Origin of the sequence: Streptococcus infantis (genome assembly GCF_000960085.1) — a bacterium.
GTDB lineage: Bacteria > Bacillota > Bacilli > Lactobacillales > Streptococcaceae > Streptococcus > Streptococcus infantis_C.
Genome location: NZ_JYGT01000009.1, coordinates 40679 through 60602 on the forward strand (window position 1 = coordinate 40679; position 19924 = coordinate 60602).

Here is a 19924-nt window from a genome sequence, read left to right on the forward strand (position 1 = left end):
AAAGCAAGCGGAATATAAATTTTATATAACAAAAATGCATATTTATAAAAAATTCGGACTGTGCCGATTTATGATATAATAGTAGAAAGGAGTTTTACATGCAAGAATTTTTTAAAAGTTATTTTGATAAGCTAGATTTAACCTCAGTATTTGAGAATCTCTTGACCAAAGTGATTTCTCTTTTAATTTTATTTGTACTATTTTATATTGCTAAAAAGCTACTTCATGCGGCTGTAAAGAAAATAGTGAAACCATCGCTAAAATTTTCAAATCGGGACGCGGGAAGACAGAAGACAATTTCGCGTTTGCTTGAAAATGTCTTTAATTACATTCTCTATTTCTTCTTAGTCTACTGCATTTTATCTATCCTAGGACTGCCTGTATCCAGTTTACTAGCTGGTGCTGGGATTGCTGGGGTTGCAATTGGTATGGGGGCGCAGGGCTTCTTATCAGATGTTATCAATGGTTTCTTTATTCTCTTTGAACGCCAGTTGGATGTAGGAGATGAAGTTGTTTTGACAAACGGTCCCATTACTGTATCGGGAAAAGTAGTTAGTGTCGGCATTCGAACCACTCAACTAAGAGGTGAAGACCAGGCTCTCCACTTTGTTCCCAACCGTAATATCACTGTGGTTAGCAATTTTTCAAGAGAAGAAGAGAACTGAAATTTTACTTGATTTATGGTACAATAGAGGGAGTTTGACAGAGGAGAAATGATGGTTTTAGATAAACAATTAGGAAATGGTTGTACCTGGATAAATCTTGATATCGAAAAAATTAAAAATCTTGGAGATTTATCTGAAATCTATGGTTTGGATAAGGAAACCATCGAATATGCTCTGGATAGAAATGAACGAGCCCACATGGACTATAACCGTGAAAATGGGACTGTAACTTTTATCTACAATGTTCTGGATCTTGAGAAGGACAAGGAATACTATGAAGCCATTCCTATGACCTTTATCGTTGAAAAACAACGAATGATTACGATCAGTAACCATAAGAACGCTTATGTGATTGAACGTATGCTGACTTATCTTAAAACTCATGAAACGATTTCAATCTACAAGTTTCTCTTTGCCAGCTTAGAGCTTATCAGTAACGCTTATTATCCTGTCATCGAAGAAATGGATAAAAGTAAGGACGAAATTAGTGCCTTGCTACGTCAAACCACGACAAAGAAAAATCTCTTTGCTCTCTCTGATTTGGAGACTGGTATGGTTTACTTGACAGCTGCGGCAAAACAAAATCGACTTCTATTGGAACATATCCAAGGTCATGCTCTTTATCGGAGATTTAACGATGTCGAACGAGAGCAGTTTGATGATGCCATGATTGAAGCCCATCAGTTGGTGTCTATGACAGATTTGATTTCTCAAGTCTTACAACAACTCTCTGCTTCTTACAACAACATCCTAAACAATAACCTGAATGATAGTTTGACAATTTTGACTATTATCTCCGTCTTACTAGCAGTACTTGCGGTTATTACAGGTTTCTTCGGGATGAATGTTCCTCTACCATTTACAGAAGAGCCAAATGCTTGGATTTATATCTTAATGGCTAGCTTGATTTTATGGGCAGCCTTATCTCAATGGCTGAAGAAAATTACTAGGAAATAAAAGAGAAGGAGCCAGAATGGCGATTGAACATTACATGCCAGACTTTGCTGTAGAAGCAGTATATGATTTGACAGTCCAAAGCCTGAAAGACCAAGGGATCAAAGCTGTTTTGGTCGATTTGGATAATACCCTCATTGCTTGGAATAACCCTAATGGGACTCCAGAAATGAAGCAGTGGTTACATGACCTTCGTGATGCTGGTATTCGTATCATCGTAGTGTCCAATAACTCTAAAAAACGCGTTCAACGGGCAGTTGAAAAATTTGGAATTGACTATGTTTATTGGGCTTTGAAGCCTTTTACTTTCGGGATTGACCGTGCCATGAAGGAATTCCACTTTGAGAAAAACGAAGTAGTCATGGTTGGAGATCAGCTCATGACGGATATTCGAGCAGCTCACCGTGCAGGGATTCGTTCGATTTTGGTCAAACCCTTGGTCCAGCATGATTCTATCAAAACGCAAATCAACCGTGCTCGTGAGCGCCGTGTCATGAAACAAATCACTGAAAAGTACGGGCCTATCACATATAAAAAAGGAATCTAACTATGGAAGAAATTCTCTGTATTGGTTGTGGAGCAACCATTCAGACGGAAGATAAGACTGGTCTTGGATTTACACCTCAGTCAGCACTTGAAAAAGGTTTGGAGACTGGAGAGGTTTATTGCCAACGTTGTTTCCGTCTTCGTCATTATAATGAAATCACAGATGTGCAGCTGACGGATGATGATTTCTTAAAACTTTTGCACGAGGTGGGAGATAGTGATGCCTTGGTGGTTAACGTTATTGATATCTTTGACTTCAATGGATCAGTTATCCCAGGATTACCACGCTTTGTATCAGGTAATGATGTGCTCTTAGTCGGAAATAAAAAAGATATCCTACCTAAGTCAGTAAAGGCTGGGAAGATTAGCCAATGGCTGATGGAACGTGCCCACGAAGAAGGTCTGCGTCCTGTGGACGTTGTTCTGACTTCAGCTCAAAATAAGCATGCTATCAAGGAAGTCATTGAAAAAATCGAGCATTACCGTAAAGGACGCGATGTCTATGTAGTTGGGGTGACTAATGTCGGTAAATCAACTCTTATCAACGCCATTATCCAGGAAATTACGGGTGACCAGAACGTCATCACAACTTCACGCTTCCCAGGGACAACTCTAGATAAGATCGAGATTCCGCTTGATGACGGTTCTTATATCTACGATACGCCGGGGATTATCCATCGTCATCAGATGGCTCACTACTTGACAGCTAAAAATCTCAAGTATGTCAGTCCTAAAAAGGAAATCAAACCTAAAACCTATCAGCTCAATCCGGAGCAAACTCTATTTTTAGGGGGCTTGGGACGCTTTGACTTCATCGCAGGAGAAAAGCAAGGTTTCACAGCTTTCTTTGACAATGAACTCAAACTTCATCGTACCAAGCTTGAAGGGGCCAGTGACTTTTACGATAAGCACCTGGGAACCCTCCTTACACCACCAAATAGCAAGGAAAAAGAAGATTTTCCAAAACTAGTCCAACATGTCTTTACTATCAAGGATAAGACAGACCTCGTTATCTCAGGACTAGGCTGGATCCGTGTAACAGGAACTGCAAAAGTAGCCGTCTGGGCCCCAGAAGGCGTCGCAGTCGTCACACGAAAAGCAATTATTTAAACACAGAAAGGAAAGAGTTATCTTTATAAAGGCGAGCATTGCGAGCCCATAACGAATACTTTTCGCCGTGGTGGCAGTTGGTACAAGAAATTGTACCAACAACGGAAAATCTGAGACCTTAGGCTCAGATTTTAGTCATGAAAGTCCGAAGGACTTTGCTGACGTCCGTCACCACTTCAGAAAAGTATAAAAACTCTTTTAAAGAAAATATGTCATTAACATCGAAACAACGTGCCTTCCTCAACAGCCAGGCACACACCCTCAAACCCATCATCCAAATCGGGAAAAATGGACTTAACGACCAAATCAAAACCAGCGTTCGTCAAGCGCTTGATGCCCGCGAATTGATCAAGGTTACTCTCTTACAAAACACAGATGAAAACATCCACGAAGTAGCTGAAATCTTGGAAGAAGAAATCGGTGTAGACACAGTTCAAAAAATCGGACGCATCTTGATTTTGTATAAACAATCAAGCAAGAAAGAAAATCGCAAGATTTCTAAAAAAATTAAAGAAATCTAAGCATGACGCTCCAAAAACTGTTTTTACAGAAGAATAAAGGAGATTAGCCTATGGCAATCGAACTATTAACTCCCTTTACCAAAGTGGAGTTAGAGCCAGAAATCAAGGATAAAAAACGCAAGCAAGTTGGAATTTTGGGTGGAAATTTCAACCCTGTTCACAACGCCCACCTTATCGTGGCGGACCAAGTACGCCAGCAGTTGGGATTGGATCAGGTTCTGCTCATGCCTGAGTATCAACCGCCTCACGTAGACAAAAAGGAAACCATTCCTGAGCACCATCGTCTCAAAATGCTTGAATTGGCTATCGAAGGAATCGAAGGTTTAGCTATTGAGACAATTGAGCTGGAGCGCAAGGGTATTTCCTACACCTACGACACCATGAAGCTTCTAACAGAGAAGAATCCAGACACAGATTACTATTTCATTATCGGTGCCGATATGGTAGACTATTTGCCTAAGTGGTATAGAATTGATGAGTTGGTGGAACTAGTTCAGTTTGTGGGAGTTCAGCGACCACGTTACAAAGCAGGGACTTCTTATCCAGTTATCTGGGTGGATGTGCCCCTCATGGATATTTCATCTAGTATGGTGCGTGACTTTTTCGCTCAAGGACGAACACCCAACTTTCTCTTGCCTAAGCCAGTGCTAGACTATATCGAGAAAGAAGGACTTTACTGATGGCATACCAAGACTATATCAACTGTTCCCGTGAAGAATTGTTGGAAAAGATGGCAGAGCTTCTACCCGAGAAGCGGTTGACCCATTGTCTGGGTGTGGAGCGTGCAGCCATTGAGCTTGCAGAACGATTTGGAGTTGATGCTGAGAAAGCAGGTCTAGCAGGTCTTCTTCATGACTATGCTAAAAAACTATCAGATCAAGAGTTTCTAGACTTGATTGACCGATATCAACTAGATCCAGACCTCAAAAACTGGGGTAATAATGTTTGGCATGGTATGGTCGGAATTTACAAGATTCGAGAAGATTTGAACTTGCAAGACTCTGAAATTTTGCGCGCAATAGAAATCCATACAGTCGGGGCTGATCAGATGACGGAGCTTGACAAGGTTATCTATGTCGCAGACTATATCGAGCGCAATCGTGCTTTTCCAGGTGTGGACCAGGCACGTGAGATTGCTGAACTATCACTAAATAAGGCGGTAGCTTACGAGACAGCTCATACCGTGGAGCATTTAGCTCATCAGGGATTTCCCATCTATCCCCAAACCCTTGAAACCTATAACGCCTATGTGCACTATTTGAAAGAGGACTAAATGAACGAAAAAGAATTACTAGAACTAGTCGTGAAAGCGGCTGATGAGAAACGTGCCGAGGATATCCTCGCACTTGATGTACAAGATTTGACTAGTGTGACAGACTATTTTGTTATCACTAGCTCTATGAATAGCCGTCAGTTGGATGCTATCGCTGAAAATATCCGTGAAAAAGTAGCGGAAGCAGGCTTTAAAGGCAGCCATGTCGAAGGTGATGCAGCTGGAGGTTGGGTGCTACTAGACCTCGGTGATGTTGTAGTGCATATCTTCTCAGAAGAAATGCGTGCCCACTATAATCTAGAAAAACTCTGGCATGAGGCTGCCTCTGTAGACCTCTCAGAAACTTTATAGTCTTTTCCTTTATCTTTTATTACGGCGTTAACTCATTTTGCCTAACTTTAGTTATGCCTGCAATTCGTTGCCTAGTACTAAAAGCAAACGAAAAGACTATAGCGTTACAATTGAACTCAGTTGCAGTCAACTGGGTTTTATTTGCTTATTTTAGAAAAATTGATTGAAAGGTAAGAGTGTCGTGTTTTGTTCATCTTGAAACTGAACACGAGCTAAAAGCTGCGAGAAGAAGATAAACTTTCTTTGTATCTGACGATACAGCAGAAAGTTTCTTATTTTCTCCTTGCTTTTAACGCTCTTTGTATCTTAATTATGGCTACTTATGAAACTTTTGCGGCTGTTTACGATGCAGTTATGGATGATAGTTTATATGACAAATGGACGGACTTTTCCCTCCGTCATCTGCCTAAGACTAAGGAGAGAAAGAGACTCTTGGAATTGGCTTGTGGGACAGGGATCCAGTCTGTGCGCTTTTCTCAAGCTGGCTTTGATGTGACTGGGCTTGATTTGAGTGCGGATATGTTGAAGATTGCTGAGAAGAGAGCGGCTTCAGCCAAGCAAAAGATTGATTTTATTGAAGGCAATATGCTGGATTTGTCCAAGGCGGGGAAATACGATTTTGTGACTTGCTACTCGGACTCAATCTGTTACATGCAGGATGAGGTTGAAGTCGGGGATGTCTTTAAAGAAGTCTATAATGCCCTCAATGAAGATGGGGTCTTCATCTTTGATGTGCATTCGACCTACCAGACAGATGAAGTCTTCCCAGGTTATTCTTATCATGAAAATGCGGAAGATTTTGCCATGCTCTGGGATACCTATGAGGATGCAGCACCACATTCTATCGTGCATGAGTTGACTTTCTTTGTTAAGGAAGCAGACGGTTCCTTTAGTCGTCATGATGAAGTCCATGAAGAGCGTACTTATGAGGTCTTGACTTATGATATTTTACTAGAACAGGCTGGATTCAAATCCTTCAAACTCTTTGCGGACTTTGAAGACAAGGAACCAACAGAAACTAGCACTCGTTGGTTTTTCGTCGCGCAGAAATAGGAGAATATCATGACCATTACAGGTATTATAGCGGAGTTCAATCCTTTTCATAATGGACACAAATACCTGCTGGAACAGGCTAAAGGGTTGAAAGTTGTGACCATGTCTGGGAATTTCATGCAACGAGGCGAGCCGGCTATCGTTGACAAGTGGATACGAGCCCAGATGGCGCTGGAAAATGGTGCTGATTTGGTCGTAGAATTACCCTTTTTAGTCAGTGTACAAGCAGCGGATTTCTTTGGTCAAGGTTCAGTAGATATCTTGGCTCGTTTGGGGATTGATACCCTTGCCTTTGGGACTGAAGAAGTTCTGGATTACCAGAAAATTGCTGATTTATACGCAGAACGTGGTCAAGAGATGGAATTCTTCATGGAAAACTTACCTGATTCTCTTTCTTACCCTCAGAAAACCCAAGCTATGTGGAAGGAGTTTGCAGGTCTTGATTTTTCTGGAGATACGCCCAATCATGTCCTTGCACTAGCATATGCTAAGGCGGTAGCAGGGCGAAAGATCAAACTGCATCCAATTCAACGTCAGGGAGCGGGTTACCATTCTGTGGACAAGGATGTTGACTTTGCATCTGCAACAGCCCTCCGTCAGCATCAAACAGATCAGAATTTTCTAGAGCGTTTTATGCCTTCTGTTGAACTTTTTGAAAATGCTAGTAAGGTGAGTTGGGAAGATTATTTTTCACTCTTACGCTATCAAATCTTGTCAAATCCTGACCTAACTAACATTTATCAGGTCAATCAAGAAATGGCGGTGCGCATCAAGGATGCTATCAAGACAGCTCAGTCTGTGGAAGAATTAGTCGAGATAGTTGCTACCAAACGCTACACCAAAGCGCGTGTGCGACGCCTCTTGACCTATATCTTGGTACAAGCTAGAGAAAGTGACCTGCCAGAAGCCATTCATGTCCTTGGTTTTACCGAAAAAGGAAGACAACACCTTAAAACTCTTAAGGAGCAGGTTAATCTAGTTAGCCGAATCGGTAAAGAACCCTGGGATGCTATGACTCAAAAGGCAGACCAGATTTATCAACTGGGACACCCTAGTGTCGTAGAACAAAATTTTGGCAGAGTGCCAATCAGAATCGAATCGAACTAAGTCTACTGAAAGGTAGGCTTTTTTTAGTTTTTTTCGAATAACTAGATAGAAATGAAAAAATCTTGTACAAGTTCCTGACAATTTTTTTCTTTTCGTGTATAATAGTGGAAAAGAGGTAAAACGAGGTATGGTTATGGAAGCAGTTCTTTATTCAACATTCCGAAATCATTTAAAAGACTACATGAAGAAGGTAAACGATGAGTTTGAACCTTTGACGGTGGTCAATAAAAATCCAGATGAAGATATTGTAGTCCTATCAAAGAGCGAGTGGGATAGTATTCAAGAAACTTTGAGGATTGCTCAGAATAAGGAACTTTCTGATAAGGTCTTGCGAGGAATGTCCCAAGTTCGTGCAGGACGCACGCAGGTTCATGTGATTGAGGAGTGATGAATGCTACTCAAGTTTACAGAAGATGCCTGGGCGGATTATTGCTACTGGCAAACTCAGGACAAGAAAACATTAAAAAGAATCAACAAACTAATCAAGGATATTCAACGTGATCCATTTACAGGAATTGGGAAACCAGAGCCACTCAAATACGATTACCAAGGAGCCTGGTCACGTCGCGTTGACGCTGAAAATCGCTTGATTTACATGATGGATGGAGATAGCATCGCTTTCTTATCCTTTAAAGATCATTACTAAGTCTACTGTGAGGTGGACTTTTTTCTTATTTTTTGCAAAAAAAAATTCTTTTATAAAATAGTTAGGTTTAAGAAGCTTATTTTACTAAGGAAAATGAAGATATTGCTCCTAAAAATAACTAAAACAACTTCCATTTAAGGTTTGTTAAAAATATTTTTTTGTGGTAAAATGTATAAGAATGCATGTCATTCGGATAAACAAATAAATTGAGGTAAAAACATGGAAATTATGGCGATTGTTATAGTTGTTTTTGCCGTCATCATTGGTTTAGTCATTGGATATGTCAGCATCTCAGTCAAGATGAAATCATCACAAGAGGCTGCAGAGTTGATGCTTTTAAATGCTGAACAAGAAGCAACTAATTTACGAGGACAAGCTGAGCGCGAAGCGGATTTATTAATCAATGAAGCTAAAAGCGAAAGCAAATCCCTTAAAAAAGAAGCACTATTGGAGGCTAAAGAAGAAGCCAGAAAATACCGCGAAGAAGTGGACGCTGAATTTAAGTCGGAGCGTCAAGAACTCAAGCAAATCGAAAGTCGTTTGACGGAGAGAGCTACGAGCCTTGACCGTAAAGACGATAATTTGACGAACAAAGAAAAAACACTTGAACAAAAAGAACAAAGTATTTCTGATAGAGCAAAAAACCTTGATGCACGTGAAGAGCAACTAGAGGAAATTGAAAAGCAAAAGCAAGCTGAACTTGAGCGTGTCGGAAGTCTGACTCAGTCGGAGGCGAAAGATATTATCTTAGCCCAAACAGAAGAAGACTTGACTAAGGAAATTGCTAGCCGCATTCGTGAGGCAGAGCAAGAAGTCAAGGAACGTTCAGATAAGCTTGCTAAGGATATCTTGTCCCAAGCCATGCAGAGAATTGCTGGTGAGTATGTAGCTGAGTCTACAAACTCAACCGTTCATCTGCCTGATGATACTATGAAAGGTCGTATCATTGGTCGTGAAGGTCGCAATATCCGTACTTTTGAAAGTTTGACAGGGGTTGATGTCATCATTGATGATACGCCAGAAGTGGTAACCTTGTCAGGTTTTGATCCTATCCGCCGTGAGATTGCCCGTATGACGATGGAAACCTTACTTAAGGATGGACGTATTCACCCAGCTCGTATCGAAGAGTTGGTTGAGAAAAACCGTCAAGAAATTGATAACCGTATTCGTGAATATGGTGAAGCTGCAGCCTACGAAATTGGGGCGCCGAACCTTCACCCTGACTTGATGAAGATCATGGGTCGCTTACAGTTCCGTACTTCATACGGACAAAATGTCTTGCGACACTCAATCGAAGTGGCTAAGTTAGCTGGTATCATGGCTAGCGAACTTGGTGAAAATGCGGCTCTTGCCCGTCGTGCAGGATTCCTTCACGATATTGGTAAAGCCATTGACCGTGAGGTAGAAGGCAGCCACGTTGAGATTGGTACAGAATTGGCTCGCAAGTATAAGGAACACCCAGTTGTGATCAATACTATTGCTAGCCACCACGGAGATGTAGAACCTGAGAGTGTGATTGCAGTTATCGTTGCTGCAGCGGATGCCTTAAGTGCAGCCCGTCCAGGAGCTCGTAGCGAATCGCTTGAAAGCTACATCAAACGTCTCCATGATTTAGAGGAAATCGCGAATAGCTTTGAAGGTGTTCAAAATAGCTTTGCCCTTCAAGCAGGTCGTGAAATCCGCATCATGGTAAACCCAGGTCAAATCAAGGACGACAAGGTCACAATCTTGGCTCACAAAGTTCGTGAGAAAATTGAAAGTAATCTCGATTACCCAGGAAATATCAAGGTAACCGTGATTCGTGAACTTCGTGCAGTTGATTATGCAAAATAAATAAGAAAGAGCAGTTGAAAAATTACTGCTTTTTTGTTACACTAGATAGAAAGATTGTAGTAAGCAGAAATGCCTTCACAAAGATAATTCTGATGAATTTTCGAGTCATTTCACAAACTATCCAAAGGAGACATCATGGCAGACCGTGGCTTACTAATCGTTTTTTCAGGTCCTTCTGGAGTTGGAAAAGGAACGGTTAGACGAGAAATTTTTGAGAGTTCTGAAAATCAATTCCAATATTCTGTATCTATGACAACACGGGCTCAACGTCCAGGTGAAGTAGACGGTGTTGATTATTTCTTCCGTACACGCGAAGAATTTGAAGAGTTGATTCGTCAAGGACAAATGTTAGAGTATGCAGAGTATGTAGGCAACTACTACGGAACTCCTCTGACCTATGTCAATGAAACCCTTGATAAGGGAATCGACGTCTTCCTTGAAATTGAAGTACAAGGGGCTCTCCAGGTCAAGAAAAAAGTTCCAGATGCAGTCTTTATCTTTTTGACACCACCAGATTTGGAAGAATTGCAAGATCGTCTCGTAGGCCGTGGTACAGATAGCGCAGAAGTGATTGCCCAACGTATCGAAAAAGCTAAAGAAGAAATTGCTTTGATGCGTGAGTATGACTATGCTATTGTTAATGACCATGTTGCTCTTGCCGCAGAACGTGTCAAACGTGTGATTGAAGCAGAACATTTCCGTGTCGATCGTGTTATCGGTCACTATCAGGATATGCTACCAAAGTCTCCGACTATTCGATAAACTATAGAAAACAGGTACAAACAAATGATGCTTAAACCCTCTATTGATACCTTACTTGACAAGGTACCATCAAAATATTCACTCGTAATCTTGTTAGCAAAACGTGCTCACGAATTAGAAGCTGGAGCAACTCCAACACAAGAATTCAAATCTGAAAAATCTACACTTCGTGCCTTGGAAGAAATTGAATCTGGGAATGTAACCATCCACCCAGATCCAGAAGGAAAACGCGAAGCTGTTCGTCGTCGTATCGAAGAAGAAAGACGATTGAGAGAAGAAGAAGAAAAGAAAATCAAAGAGCAAATTGCGAAAGAAAAAGAAGAAGGTGAAAAAATTTAAGGTTGGGGGGACTCAATCTTATTTTTTCTATTGCAAGAATACTCAATCAATTGAAACGATTTAAGAAGAGAAGGAGGTGAGGATATGGCTATTGCAAAAATCATTGTAGATGTTCCTTTGATGCAGACAGACCAGCCCTATAGCTACAAGATTCCAGAGGAATTTGAGGGGATGCTAGAAGTTGGTATGCGGGTTCATGTACCCTTTGGGAAGGCTAATCGCTTGATTCAGGGAATTGTTCTTGGAATTGAACAAGAAAATGATGCGGAAGTGGCAGACGATGACTTGAAAGAGATTGCCGAAGTGCTGGACTTTTCTCCTGTCTTAACGGAGGAACAACTCTGGCTAGCTGAAGAACTACGTAAGTCAGTATTCTCTTATAAAATTTCCATTCTTAAAGCAATGCTTCCTGGGTTTTTGAACTCTAGCTATGATAAGATCCTCTATCCTCTGGAAGGCTTGAGTCAAGAAGACAGACATCGTTTGTTTGGTTCGCAGGAGTCTCTAGCATTTTCATCTCTAGACTTAGAAAAGCAGGCTGAGATGATGCGGTTGACTCGAAAAGGTCTTTTAAAACTAGAGTACCAGGCTGTGGATCAGAAGAAAGTTAAGACGCAGTCTTGGGTTGAAGTGAATCGTGACAAATTAGAAAAACTAGAAATCTCAAACCGTGCCAAGAAGAAATTGGAACTGCAAGATTATTTATTAGCACATCCTGAAACAGTTCCTCTGGCTGATTTGTTAGAACATTACTCACGCGAACAAGTTAACTTCTTTGTGGAACATGGTGCTGTTACCATCGTTCAAAAGGAAGTCCAACGCTCAGCTGCCTACTTTGAAGGAATTGAGTCGAATCAAGCCCTAGAGTTAAACCCAGAGCAAAAACAAGCCTGTGAGGCAGTTGTTGGAGCGATTGGTAAGCAGCAACCTCCCTTTCTACTTCAAGGAATTACAGGAAGTGGGAAAACCGAGGTTTACTTGCAGATTATCCAAGGTGCTTTGGATATGGGAAAAACAGCAATTGTTCTAGTTCCGGAAATCTCTCTGACACCTCAAATGACGGAGCGCTTTATTGCACGGTTTGGCGATAAAGTAGCCATTCTCCACTCTGGCTTGTCAAATGGTGAAAAGTATGATGAATGGCGCAAGGTGGAGCGTGGAGAAGCTCAGGTAGTCGTTGGGGCTCGCTCGGCTATTTTTGCACCTTTAAAAAATCTAGGGGTCATCATTATTGATGAAGAGCATGAGGCAAGTTACAAGCAAGACAGCAATCCTCGATACCATGCTAGAGATGTGGCTCTTTTACGAGCACAGTACAATCAAGCAGCATTAATCCTTGGTTCTGCAACGCCAAGTTTAGAAAGTCGTGCGCGTGCTGGTAAGGGTGTCTATCAACATCTACGTCTAACTCAACGTGCCAATCCTTTAGCAAGCATTCCTGAGGTTCAACTGATTGACTTCCGTGATTACATCGGGCAGAATGAAACGTCAAACTTTACACCTCCTCTGATTGAGGCAATTAAAGATCGACTGGATAAAAAAGAGCAGGTTGTTCTCATGCTCAATCGTCGTGGTTATTCTAGCTTTGTCATGTGCCGAGAATGTGGGACCGTGGATACCTGTCCTAACTGCGATATTTCCTTGACGCTGCATATGGATACTAAGACTATGAACTGTCATTATTGTGGTTTTTCTAAGGAAATCCCCCATGTCTGTCCAAACTGTCAGAGTCGTAGTATTCGATACTATGGAACAGGAACTCAAAAGGCCTACGATGAGCTAACAGAACTCTTTCCTCAGGCTCGCATTCTGCGAATGGATGTAGATACAACACGTAAAAAAGGCAGTCACCAAGCTCTACTTGAACAATTTGGCAATGGTGAAGCGGACATATTGTTAGGAACCCAGATGATTGCCAAGGGCTTGGATTTTCCAAATGTGACCTTGGTTGGTGTTCTCAATGCGGATACTGCCTTGAACCTGCCTGATTTCCGTTCTTCTGAGAGGACCTTCCAACTCTTGACCCAGGTAGCAGGACGAGCAGGACGAGCTGAAAAGGCAGGTCAGGTCTTGATTCAGTCCTATAATCCACAACACTATGCAATTCGTTTTGCCAAGGATCAGGACTACGAAGGTTTCTATGCCTATGAAATGGGTATCAGACGTCAGTTGGGTTACCCACCTTATTATTTCACTATTGGGATTACCTTATCTCATAAAAAAGAAGAAGAGGTTCTTAGACGTGCTTATCAAGTGATGGGTATTTTGAGGTCTGGTTTGTCGGATGCTAGTATCATCCTTGGACCAACGCCTAAACCTATCGCTCGCACGCATAACCTCTATCATTATCAGATTTTAATCAAATATCGTTTAGAAGATGAGTTAGCCTCGACTCTTAATCAGGTCTTAGCCCTAACTCAAGAACGTGAAAATAGCGAACTTCGTCTCAGTATTGATCACGAACCGCAGCAATTTTTGTAAAAAGGAGAAAAGATGACAAAACTAATCTTTATGGGAACGCCCGATTTTTCAGCGACCGTTTTGAAGGGACTTTTGTCAGATGATCGCTATGAAATCGTGGCCGTCGTGACGCAGCCAGATCGCGCAGTCGGTCGTAAAAAAGTCATCCAAGAAACCCCAGTGAAACAAGCAGCTAAAGAAGCAGGGCTTCCTATCTACCAACCCGAAAAATTATCAGGTAGTCCAGAAATGGAAGCTATCATGAATTTGGGAGCTGATGGGATTGTGACTGCAGCTTTTGGACAATTTCTCCCAAGTAAACTCCTTGATAGCATGGATTTTGCAGTCAATGTGCATGCTTCGCTCCTTCCTAAACACCGTGGTGGAGCTCCCATTCATTATGCCTTGATTCAAGGAGATAAGGAAGCAGGTGTTACCATTATGGAAATGGTCAAGGAAATGGATGCAGGAGATATGATTTCTCGCCGTAGCATTCCCATTACCGATGAGGACAATGTCGGAACCTTGTTTGAAAAATTGGCGATTGTTGGTCGTGATCTGCTTTTGGATACTCTTCCTGCTTATATAGCTGGTGAAATTCAGCCTCAACCACAAGATCCAAACCAGGTTACATTTTCTCCAAATATCAAACCTGAGGAAGAAAAGTTGGAATGGAACAAGACCAACCGTCAACTCTTTAACCAAATCCGTGGGATGAATCCATGGCCTGTTGCTCATACTTTCCTCAAGGGAGATCGTTTTAAGATTTATGAAGCCCTGCCTGTAGAAGGGAAGGGTAATCCGGGTGAGATTCTCTCCATCGGTAAGAAGGAGTTGATCGTCGCAACAGCAGAAGGAGCTCTATCTCTCAAACAGGTTCAACCAGCAGGAAAACCTAAGATGGACATTGCTTCCTTCCTTAACGGTGTGGGACGAACTTTAGCAGTAGGAGAACGATTTGGTGACTAAAGTAGAAACGGCTAGAAGTGTAGCCTTGAATGTACTTGAGGACGTTCTTGTCAATCAAGCCTACTCCAATATCGCCTTAAATAAACACCTTAAGGGAAGTCAACTGTCAGTAGCAGATAAGGGGTTGGTGACAGAACTTGTTTATGGGACCGTAGCTCGTAAACTAACTTTAGAATGGTATTTGTCTCACTTTATTGAGGATAGAGACAAGCTAGACAGCTGGCTCTATGTTTTGCTTCTCATGAGCGTCTATCAACTCCAATACTTGGATAAGCTTCCTGATCATGCAGTAGTCAATGAAGCCGTAGAAATTGCAAAATCTCGTAAGAAAGGCAGTGAAAAACTAGTCAATGCTATTCTGCGCCGTATTTTGCGTGAGGGTTTGCCAGATATCACCACTATCAAACGTAAAAATAAGCGTGATTCCATTGCTTACTCTCTTCCAGTTTGGTTGGTTTCTAAACTCAAGGAAGAGTATGGAGAAGCGCGAGCTCAAGCGATTTTTGAAAGTCTTTTAAAACGCAACAAAGCTAGTATTCGAGTGACAGATTTGAGCCGCAAAGAGGAAATTAAAACTTTACTTGATGCCAGTGATTCGATTCTGTCTGCTGCTGGTTTGGTCAAGGAGCAAGGGCATTTTGCTAGTCATGACTTATTTGCTGAAGGGGCTATTACCATCCAGGATGAGTCTAGTCAGTTGGTTGCGCCTACACTAGATTTACAAGGAGATGAGCAGGTTTTAGATGCCTGTGCGGCTCCTGGTGGCAAGACAGCCCATATGGCGTCTTATCTAACGACAGGTCAGGTAACAGCTCTGGATTTCTACGACCATAAACTCACTTTGATTCAAGAAAATGCTCAGCGTTTAGGTGTAGCAGATCGTGTGCAAACGCAAAAACTGGATGCTCGAAAAGTGCATGAGTTTTTTGGCAAGGATCAATTTGATAAGATTCTAGTCGATGCCCCTTGTTCAGGGATTGGACTTTTACGTCGGAAACCAGATATCAAATACAACAAAGACACTGCTGATTTCGCGTCATTACAGGAAATTCAGTTGGAAATATTAGGTAGTGTTTGTCAAACGCTACGTAAAGGTGGTATAATAACTTATAGTACCTGCACTATTGTCTCTGAAGAGAACTTTCAAGTTGTTCAAGCGTTTTTAGAAAGTCATCCAGAGTTCGAGCAGGTTAAACTAGAACACGAATGCAAGGATATCCTGAAAGATGGCTGCATCCTCATTACTCCAGATTTGTATGGAAGTGATGGATTCTTTATCAGCCAATTTCGCAAGATATCCGATTAGGAAGGAACTGACACAATGGAGATTTCATTATTAACAGATGTGGGTCAGAAACGTACAAATAATCAAGACTATGTCAATCTTTTTGTCAACCGTGCCGGTCGCACGATGATTATCTTGGCTGACGGGATGGGAGGACACCGCGCAGGTAATATTGCCAGTGAGATGGCAGTAACAGATTTGGGTGTTGCCTGGGTAGATACTCAGATTGATACCGTTAATGAAGTTCGTGAATGGTTTGCAGAACATCTAGAGATTGAAAATCAAAAGATTTACCAATTAGGTCGAGATGAAGCATACAAGGGAATGGGTACAACTCTAGAAGCCCTTGCAATCATAGATAATCAAGCTATCTATGCTCATATTGGCGATTCTCGTATCGGATTGGTTCGTGGTGAAGAATACCATCAATTAACGAGTGACCATTCTTTGGTGAATGAATTGCTCAAGGCAGGTCAATTAACACCTGAAGAAGCTGAAGCACATCCACAAAAGAATATCATCACCCAGTCTATCGGACAAAAAGATGAAATTCAACCGGATTTAGGAATTGTAAGCTTGGAACCAGGGGATTATATCGTTATGAACAGTGATGGTCTCACGAATATGATTTCAGGAAGTGAAATCTATGACATCGTGACAAGTGATATTTCACTTGAAGACAAGGCGGCAACTTTAGTACGTTTTGCAAACAATGCCGGAGGGCTTGATAACATTACTGTTGCCTTGATTGCGATTGAGGAGGAATCAGAATGATCCAGATCGGCAAGATATTTGCCGGACGATATCGGATTATCAAACAAATTGGCCGCGGAGGGATGGCAGACGTCTACCTGGCCAAAGATTTGATTCTGGATGGGGAAGAAGTTGCTGTAAAGGTTCTGAGAACCAACTATCAGACAGATCCTATCGCTGTTGCACGTTTTCAGCGTGAAGCGCGTGCGATGGCAGACTTAGATCATCCTCATATCGTTCGAATTACGGATATCGGTGAAGAAGACGGTCAGCAGTACCTAGCTATGGAATATGTAGCGGGTCTTGACCTCAAACGCTATATCAAAGAACACTATCCTCTCTCTAACGAGGAAGCTGTTCGTATCATGGGGCAGATTCTCTTAGCTATGCGTTTGGCACATGCAAAGGGAATTGTTCACCGTGATTTGAAACCTCAAAATATTCTCTTGACTCCTGATGGCACTGCAAAAGTTACAGACTTTGGGATTGCGGTGGCCTTTGCAGAAACAAGTTTGACACAGACCAACTCTATGTTAGGTTCTGTTCACTATCTATCACCTGAACAGGCGCGTGGTTCAAAGGCGACAATACAGAGTGATATTTATGCCATGGGGATTATTTTCTTTGAAATGTTGACAGGTCATATTCCTTATGATGGCGATAGTGCTGTTACCATTGCACTTCAGCATTTCCAAAAACCACTTCCTTCTGTCATTGCAGAAAACCCATCAGTGCCACAATCATTGGAAAATGTGGTAATTAAAGCGACAGCTAAAAAATTAACAGACCGTTATCAAACAGTTTCTGAGATGTATGTTGACTTGTTGAGTAGTCTTTCATACAATCGTCGCAATGAACCAAAGCTAGTATTTGACGATACAAGTAAGGTTGACACAAAAACCTTACCAAAGATGTCTCAGTCTACTTTGACAGCGATTCCTAAAGTACAACCGAAGGAAGAAAGTCCTCAGACTCACAAGCAAAATAAAAAGGTGGCAAGTAAAGAAACTGCTCCAAAACCAGTCAAGAAACGCCGTTTCAAAGCAAGATATTTGGTACTTTTGGCCAGCTTTATACTTGTTTTAGCTTCCCTTTTCTGGATTGTATCGAAAACACCAGCTACTGTTGAGATTCCAAAAGTTGCAGGTCAAACTGTTGCTGAAGCTAAGGAAAACTTGAAAAAAGCGAATTTTGAGATTGGTGAGGAGAAGACCGAAGCTAGTGATACCGTAGAAGAAGGTCGGGTCATCCGAACAGATCCAGATGCTGGTTCATCTCGCAAAGAAGGAATTAAAGTTAATCTCATTATCTCTTCAGGTCAACAATCCTTTAAGTTAGGAAATTATGTTGGTCGTAAATCAACAGACGTTATTGCAGAGTTGAAAGGAAAAAAAGTTCCTGAAAACCTCATTAAGGTTGTAGAAGAAGAATCAAGTGAAATAGAGGCAGGTCTTGTTTTGAAACAGAGTCTGTCAGAAGGAACTACTTATGATCTCAGCAAGGCGACGGAGATTGTCTTAACGGTTGCTAAAAAGGTATCAACTGTACCTATGCCTTATTATATTGGTTCAGGTCTTGAGTTTACGAAGAATAACTTAATTCAAATTGTTGGTGTGAAAGAAGCAAATATTGAAGTTGTAGAGGTTTCGACAGCTCCAGATGGTACTGCAGAAGGAACAGTCGTAGATCAAAATCCTAAACCATATGAGAACATTGATATCACTAAAACTCGAATTAAAATCTTTATATATAAACCTAAAATAAATACTACAACTACGCAAGTACCACAAAATAATAGAATTGAGGTAACGCCTTCTCAAACTCATGAGATTGAAACAAGTCAGAATACGACAACTGAGCATAACTAAAGAGTCAACCTTGCTTATTAATCAATCTTTGTCACAGTTTTTGTGACAAAGATTTTTTTTCCTTCAAATTTATGATAAAATAAAATGGAGTTTTAAAAGGAGGAAAACATGGACGAAGTCAAACAACTGAATGCAGTGATCGATGTCATTATGTTAGCAGGAACAATACTGCTTCGCAATGGTTCTGAAATATATCGTGTTGAAGATACCATGATTCGGATTGCTCATTCACAGGGCATTATGGATTGTAATGTTTTAGCTATGCCTGCAGCCATTTTTTTCTCCATTGAAAATACAAATATCTCTCGCATAAAGCGAGTGACCTCCTCTGCTTATAATATTGAGAAGGTGTGTGATGTCAATCAGATTTCACGGCAACTCGTATCAGGACAACTTGATTTGGAAACAGCCTTTATCCAACTAAAGGAATTAAATGCTAAGGCCTCTCCCTACACCAATGTTCAACTAACTGCTGCAGCAACCCTTAGTGCTCCCTTCTTTTCAATCATGTTTGGTGGGAATGTCTACGATGCCATCGGAGCAGGAGTGGCAACCTTATTTGCCTTTACTTTCTCTCTCTATGTAGAGAAGTTTATTCGTATTCCTTTTATGACAGCTTTTGCAGGTGCTCTTGTCTTCGGTTTGATTGCACAATTTTGGGCACGCTATTCTGGTTTGCCATCGACAGCTGATTTGGTCATTGCAGGTGCGGTAATGCCATTTGTTCCCGGAATTGCCCTGACCAATGCTGTTCGAGATATTATGACCAATCACATTAACTCTGGTATGAGCAAGATGTTTGAATCCTTGCTGATTACCCTTGCCTTGGGGGCTGGAACATCAGTCGCCCTCGTACTCATGAACTAATATGACAGTAACAACATTTTTATTGCAAGCTCTGGCAAGTTTGCTTGCCATTATCACCTTTTTAATCGTTTTAAATGTCCAACGTTCCATGCTCATTCCTGGTGGAGTTTTGGGTATGTCAATCTGGCTGCTCTATCTAATACTCAAGGAGCCAACTAATGTTATTTTGGCGACCTTTATTGCCGCTGTAATTGGTTCGTGTATTAGTCAGATTATGAGTATCCTCTACAAAACGCCAGCAGTAGTTTTTGCACTAGCTATTCTGGCACCACTAGTTCCAGGTTACCTATCCTATAGAACAACTTCCTTCTTCGTTACAGGTGACTACGGACATGCCATTTCTAGTGCCATGTTAGTCATGATGTTGGCTCTCGTAATTTCCATTGGAATGGCTAGTGGAACAGTTTTGTTGAAATTGTATCATTATCTCAAAAAGAATCGAGCGAGCTAAGACTCGATTTTTTCGTTGGTAGAGTGGCTGAAAGAACATGGATAGGAAGATGGAGATGAACTTGATTTGGGGAATCAAGTCTTTTTTCGCTCATTTGACCTCAATTATGAT

Annotated in this window: 22 protein-coding genes; all 22 read left to right on the top strand. The window is 41.4% G+C overall.

The genetic code is table 11. The annotated features are described in order from the left end of the window. Positions 1-98: 98 nt before the first annotated feature. The 22 genes from TZ94_RS06565 to TZ94_RS06670 all read left to right on the top strand — a co-directional run bounded on the left by TZ94_RS06565 (position 99) and on the right by TZ94_RS06670 (position 19813). The gene (locus tag TZ94_RS06565) at positions 99-665 is read left to right on the top strand and encodes a mechanosensitive ion channel family protein (RefSeq protein ID WP_045615293.1); all 567 of its coding nucleotides are present in this window, start codon (positions 99-101) and stop codon (positions 663-665) included. Between the two features lie 51 nt (positions 666-716). Continuing rightward, entirely contained in the window at positions 717-1622 is a 906-nt protein-coding gene (locus TZ94_RS06570) for a magnesium transporter CorA family protein (RefSeq protein WP_045615295.1), read from the top strand. A 16-nt stretch (positions 1623-1638) separates the two neighbouring features. Further along, the gene (locus TZ94_RS06575; RefSeq protein WP_045615297.1) at positions 1639-2166 is read left to right on the top strand and encodes a YqeG family HAD IIIA-type phosphatase; all 528 of its coding nucleotides are present in this window, start codon (positions 1639-1641) and stop codon (positions 2164-2166) included. A 2-nt stretch (positions 2167-2168) separates the two neighbouring features. After that, positions 2169-3275 carry a ribosome biogenesis GTPase YqeH gene (gene yqeH, locus TZ94_RS06580; protein ID WP_006149823.1) on the top strand — a complete coding sequence of 369 codons (1107 nt, stop codon included), beginning with the start codon at positions 2169-2171 and terminating at the stop codon, positions 3273-3275. 209 nt (positions 3276-3484) lie between these two features. Beyond that, on the top strand, positions 3485-3796 hold the full coding sequence (gene yhbY / locus TZ94_RS06585; RefSeq protein WP_045615299.1) for a ribosome assembly RNA-binding protein YhbY: 312 nt from the start codon (positions 3485-3487) through the stop codon (positions 3794-3796). A gap of 50 nt (positions 3797-3846) precedes the next feature. Further along, on the top strand, positions 3847-4476 hold the full coding sequence (locus TZ94_RS06590) for a nicotinate-nucleotide adenylyltransferase (protein WP_045615301.1): 630 nt from the start codon (positions 3847-3849) through the stop codon (positions 4474-4476). After that, positions 4476-5069, top strand: coding sequence for a bis(5'-nucleosyl)-tetraphosphatase (symmetrical) YqeK (gene yqeK / locus TZ94_RS06595; protein WP_045615303.1), 594 nt, complete (start codon positions 4476-4478; stop codon positions 5067-5069). The genes TZ94_RS06590 and yqeK overlap by 1 nt, the downstream gene beginning before the upstream one ends. Further along, positions 5070-5420 (top strand): ribosome silencing factor, encoded by a 351-nt coding sequence (gene rsfS, locus TZ94_RS06600; RefSeq protein ID WP_045615305.1) that lies wholly within the window; start codon positions 5070-5072, stop codon positions 5418-5420. It begins immediately after the preceding gene. A gap of 312 nt (positions 5421-5732) precedes the next feature. Continuing rightward, the gene (locus TZ94_RS06605; RefSeq protein ID WP_045615564.1) at positions 5733-6473 is read left to right on the top strand and encodes a class I SAM-dependent DNA methyltransferase; all 741 of its coding nucleotides are present in this window, start codon (positions 5733-5735) and stop codon (positions 6471-6473) included. Between the two features lie 9 nt (positions 6474-6482). Continuing rightward, positions 6483-7580 (top strand): nucleotidyltransferase, encoded by a 1098-nt coding sequence (locus TZ94_RS06610; protein ID WP_045615307.1) that lies wholly within the window; start codon positions 6483-6485, stop codon positions 7578-7580. A gap of 133 nt (positions 7581-7713) precedes the next feature. Beyond that, positions 7714-7968, top strand: coding sequence for a type II toxin-antitoxin system Phd/YefM family antitoxin (locus TZ94_RS06615; RefSeq protein WP_198921333.1), 255 nt, complete (start codon positions 7714-7716; stop codon positions 7966-7968). A 3-nt stretch (positions 7969-7971) separates the two neighbouring features. Beyond that, the gene (locus tag TZ94_RS06620; RefSeq protein WP_045615310.1) at positions 7972-8226 is read left to right on the top strand and encodes a Txe/YoeB family addiction module toxin; all 255 of its coding nucleotides are present in this window, start codon (positions 7972-7974) and stop codon (positions 8224-8226) included. Between the two features lie 219 nt (positions 8227-8445). Next, a complete protein-coding gene (locus tag TZ94_RS06625; protein WP_045615311.1) occupies positions 8446-10059 on the top strand; it encodes a ribonuclease Y in 1614 nt (537 codons plus the stop codon). 135 nt (positions 10060-10194) lie between these two features. Further along, positions 10195-10821, top strand: a complete 627-nt coding sequence (gene gmk, locus TZ94_RS06630; RefSeq protein WP_045615312.1) for a guanylate kinase — start codon at positions 10195-10197, stop codon at positions 10819-10821. A 24-nt stretch (positions 10822-10845) separates the two neighbouring features. Further along, positions 10846-11160 carry a DNA-directed RNA polymerase subunit omega gene (gene rpoZ / locus TZ94_RS06635; RefSeq protein ID WP_006149960.1) on the top strand — a complete coding sequence of 105 codons (315 nt, stop codon included), beginning with the start codon at positions 10846-10848 and terminating at the stop codon, positions 11158-11160. A gap of 84 nt (positions 11161-11244) precedes the next feature. Continuing rightward, on the top strand, positions 11245-13641 hold the full coding sequence (locus TZ94_RS06640; protein WP_045615313.1) for a primosomal protein N': 2397 nt from the start codon (positions 11245-11247) through the stop codon (positions 13639-13641). A gap of 12 nt (positions 13642-13653) precedes the next feature. Next, positions 13654-14589 carry a methionyl-tRNA formyltransferase gene (fmt, locus tag TZ94_RS06645; RefSeq protein WP_045615315.1) on the top strand — a complete coding sequence of 312 codons (936 nt, stop codon included), beginning with the start codon at positions 13654-13656 and terminating at the stop codon, positions 14587-14589. Next, positions 14582-15895, top strand: coding sequence for a 16S rRNA (cytosine(967)-C(5))-methyltransferase RsmB (rsmB, locus tag TZ94_RS06650; protein WP_045615565.1), 1314 nt, complete (start codon positions 14582-14584; stop codon positions 15893-15895). Before fmt ends, rsmB begins: the two co-directional genes overlap by 8 nt. A gap of 15 nt (positions 15896-15910) precedes the next feature. Further along, positions 15911-16648: a Stp1/IreP family PP2C-type Ser/Thr phosphatase gene (locus TZ94_RS06655; protein WP_045615317.1), complete on the top strand. Its 738-nt coding sequence runs from the start codon at positions 15911-15913 to the stop codon at positions 16646-16648. Next, entirely contained in the window at positions 16645-18495 is a 1851-nt protein-coding gene (gene pknB / locus TZ94_RS06660) for a Stk1 family PASTA domain-containing Ser/Thr kinase (protein WP_045615319.1), read from the top strand. The genes TZ94_RS06655 and pknB overlap by 4 nt, the downstream gene beginning before the upstream one ends. 108 nt (positions 18496-18603) lie before the next feature. Beyond that, positions 18604-19362, top strand: a complete 759-nt coding sequence (locus TZ94_RS06665; protein ID WP_045615320.1) for a threonine/serine exporter family protein — start codon at positions 18604-18606, stop codon at positions 19360-19362. A gap of 1 nt (position 19363) precedes the next feature. Beyond that, a complete protein-coding gene (locus tag TZ94_RS06670) occupies positions 19364-19813 on the top strand; it encodes a threonine/serine exporter family protein (RefSeq protein WP_045615322.1) in 450 nt (149 codons plus the stop codon). Positions 19814-19924: the final 111 nt, after the last annotated feature.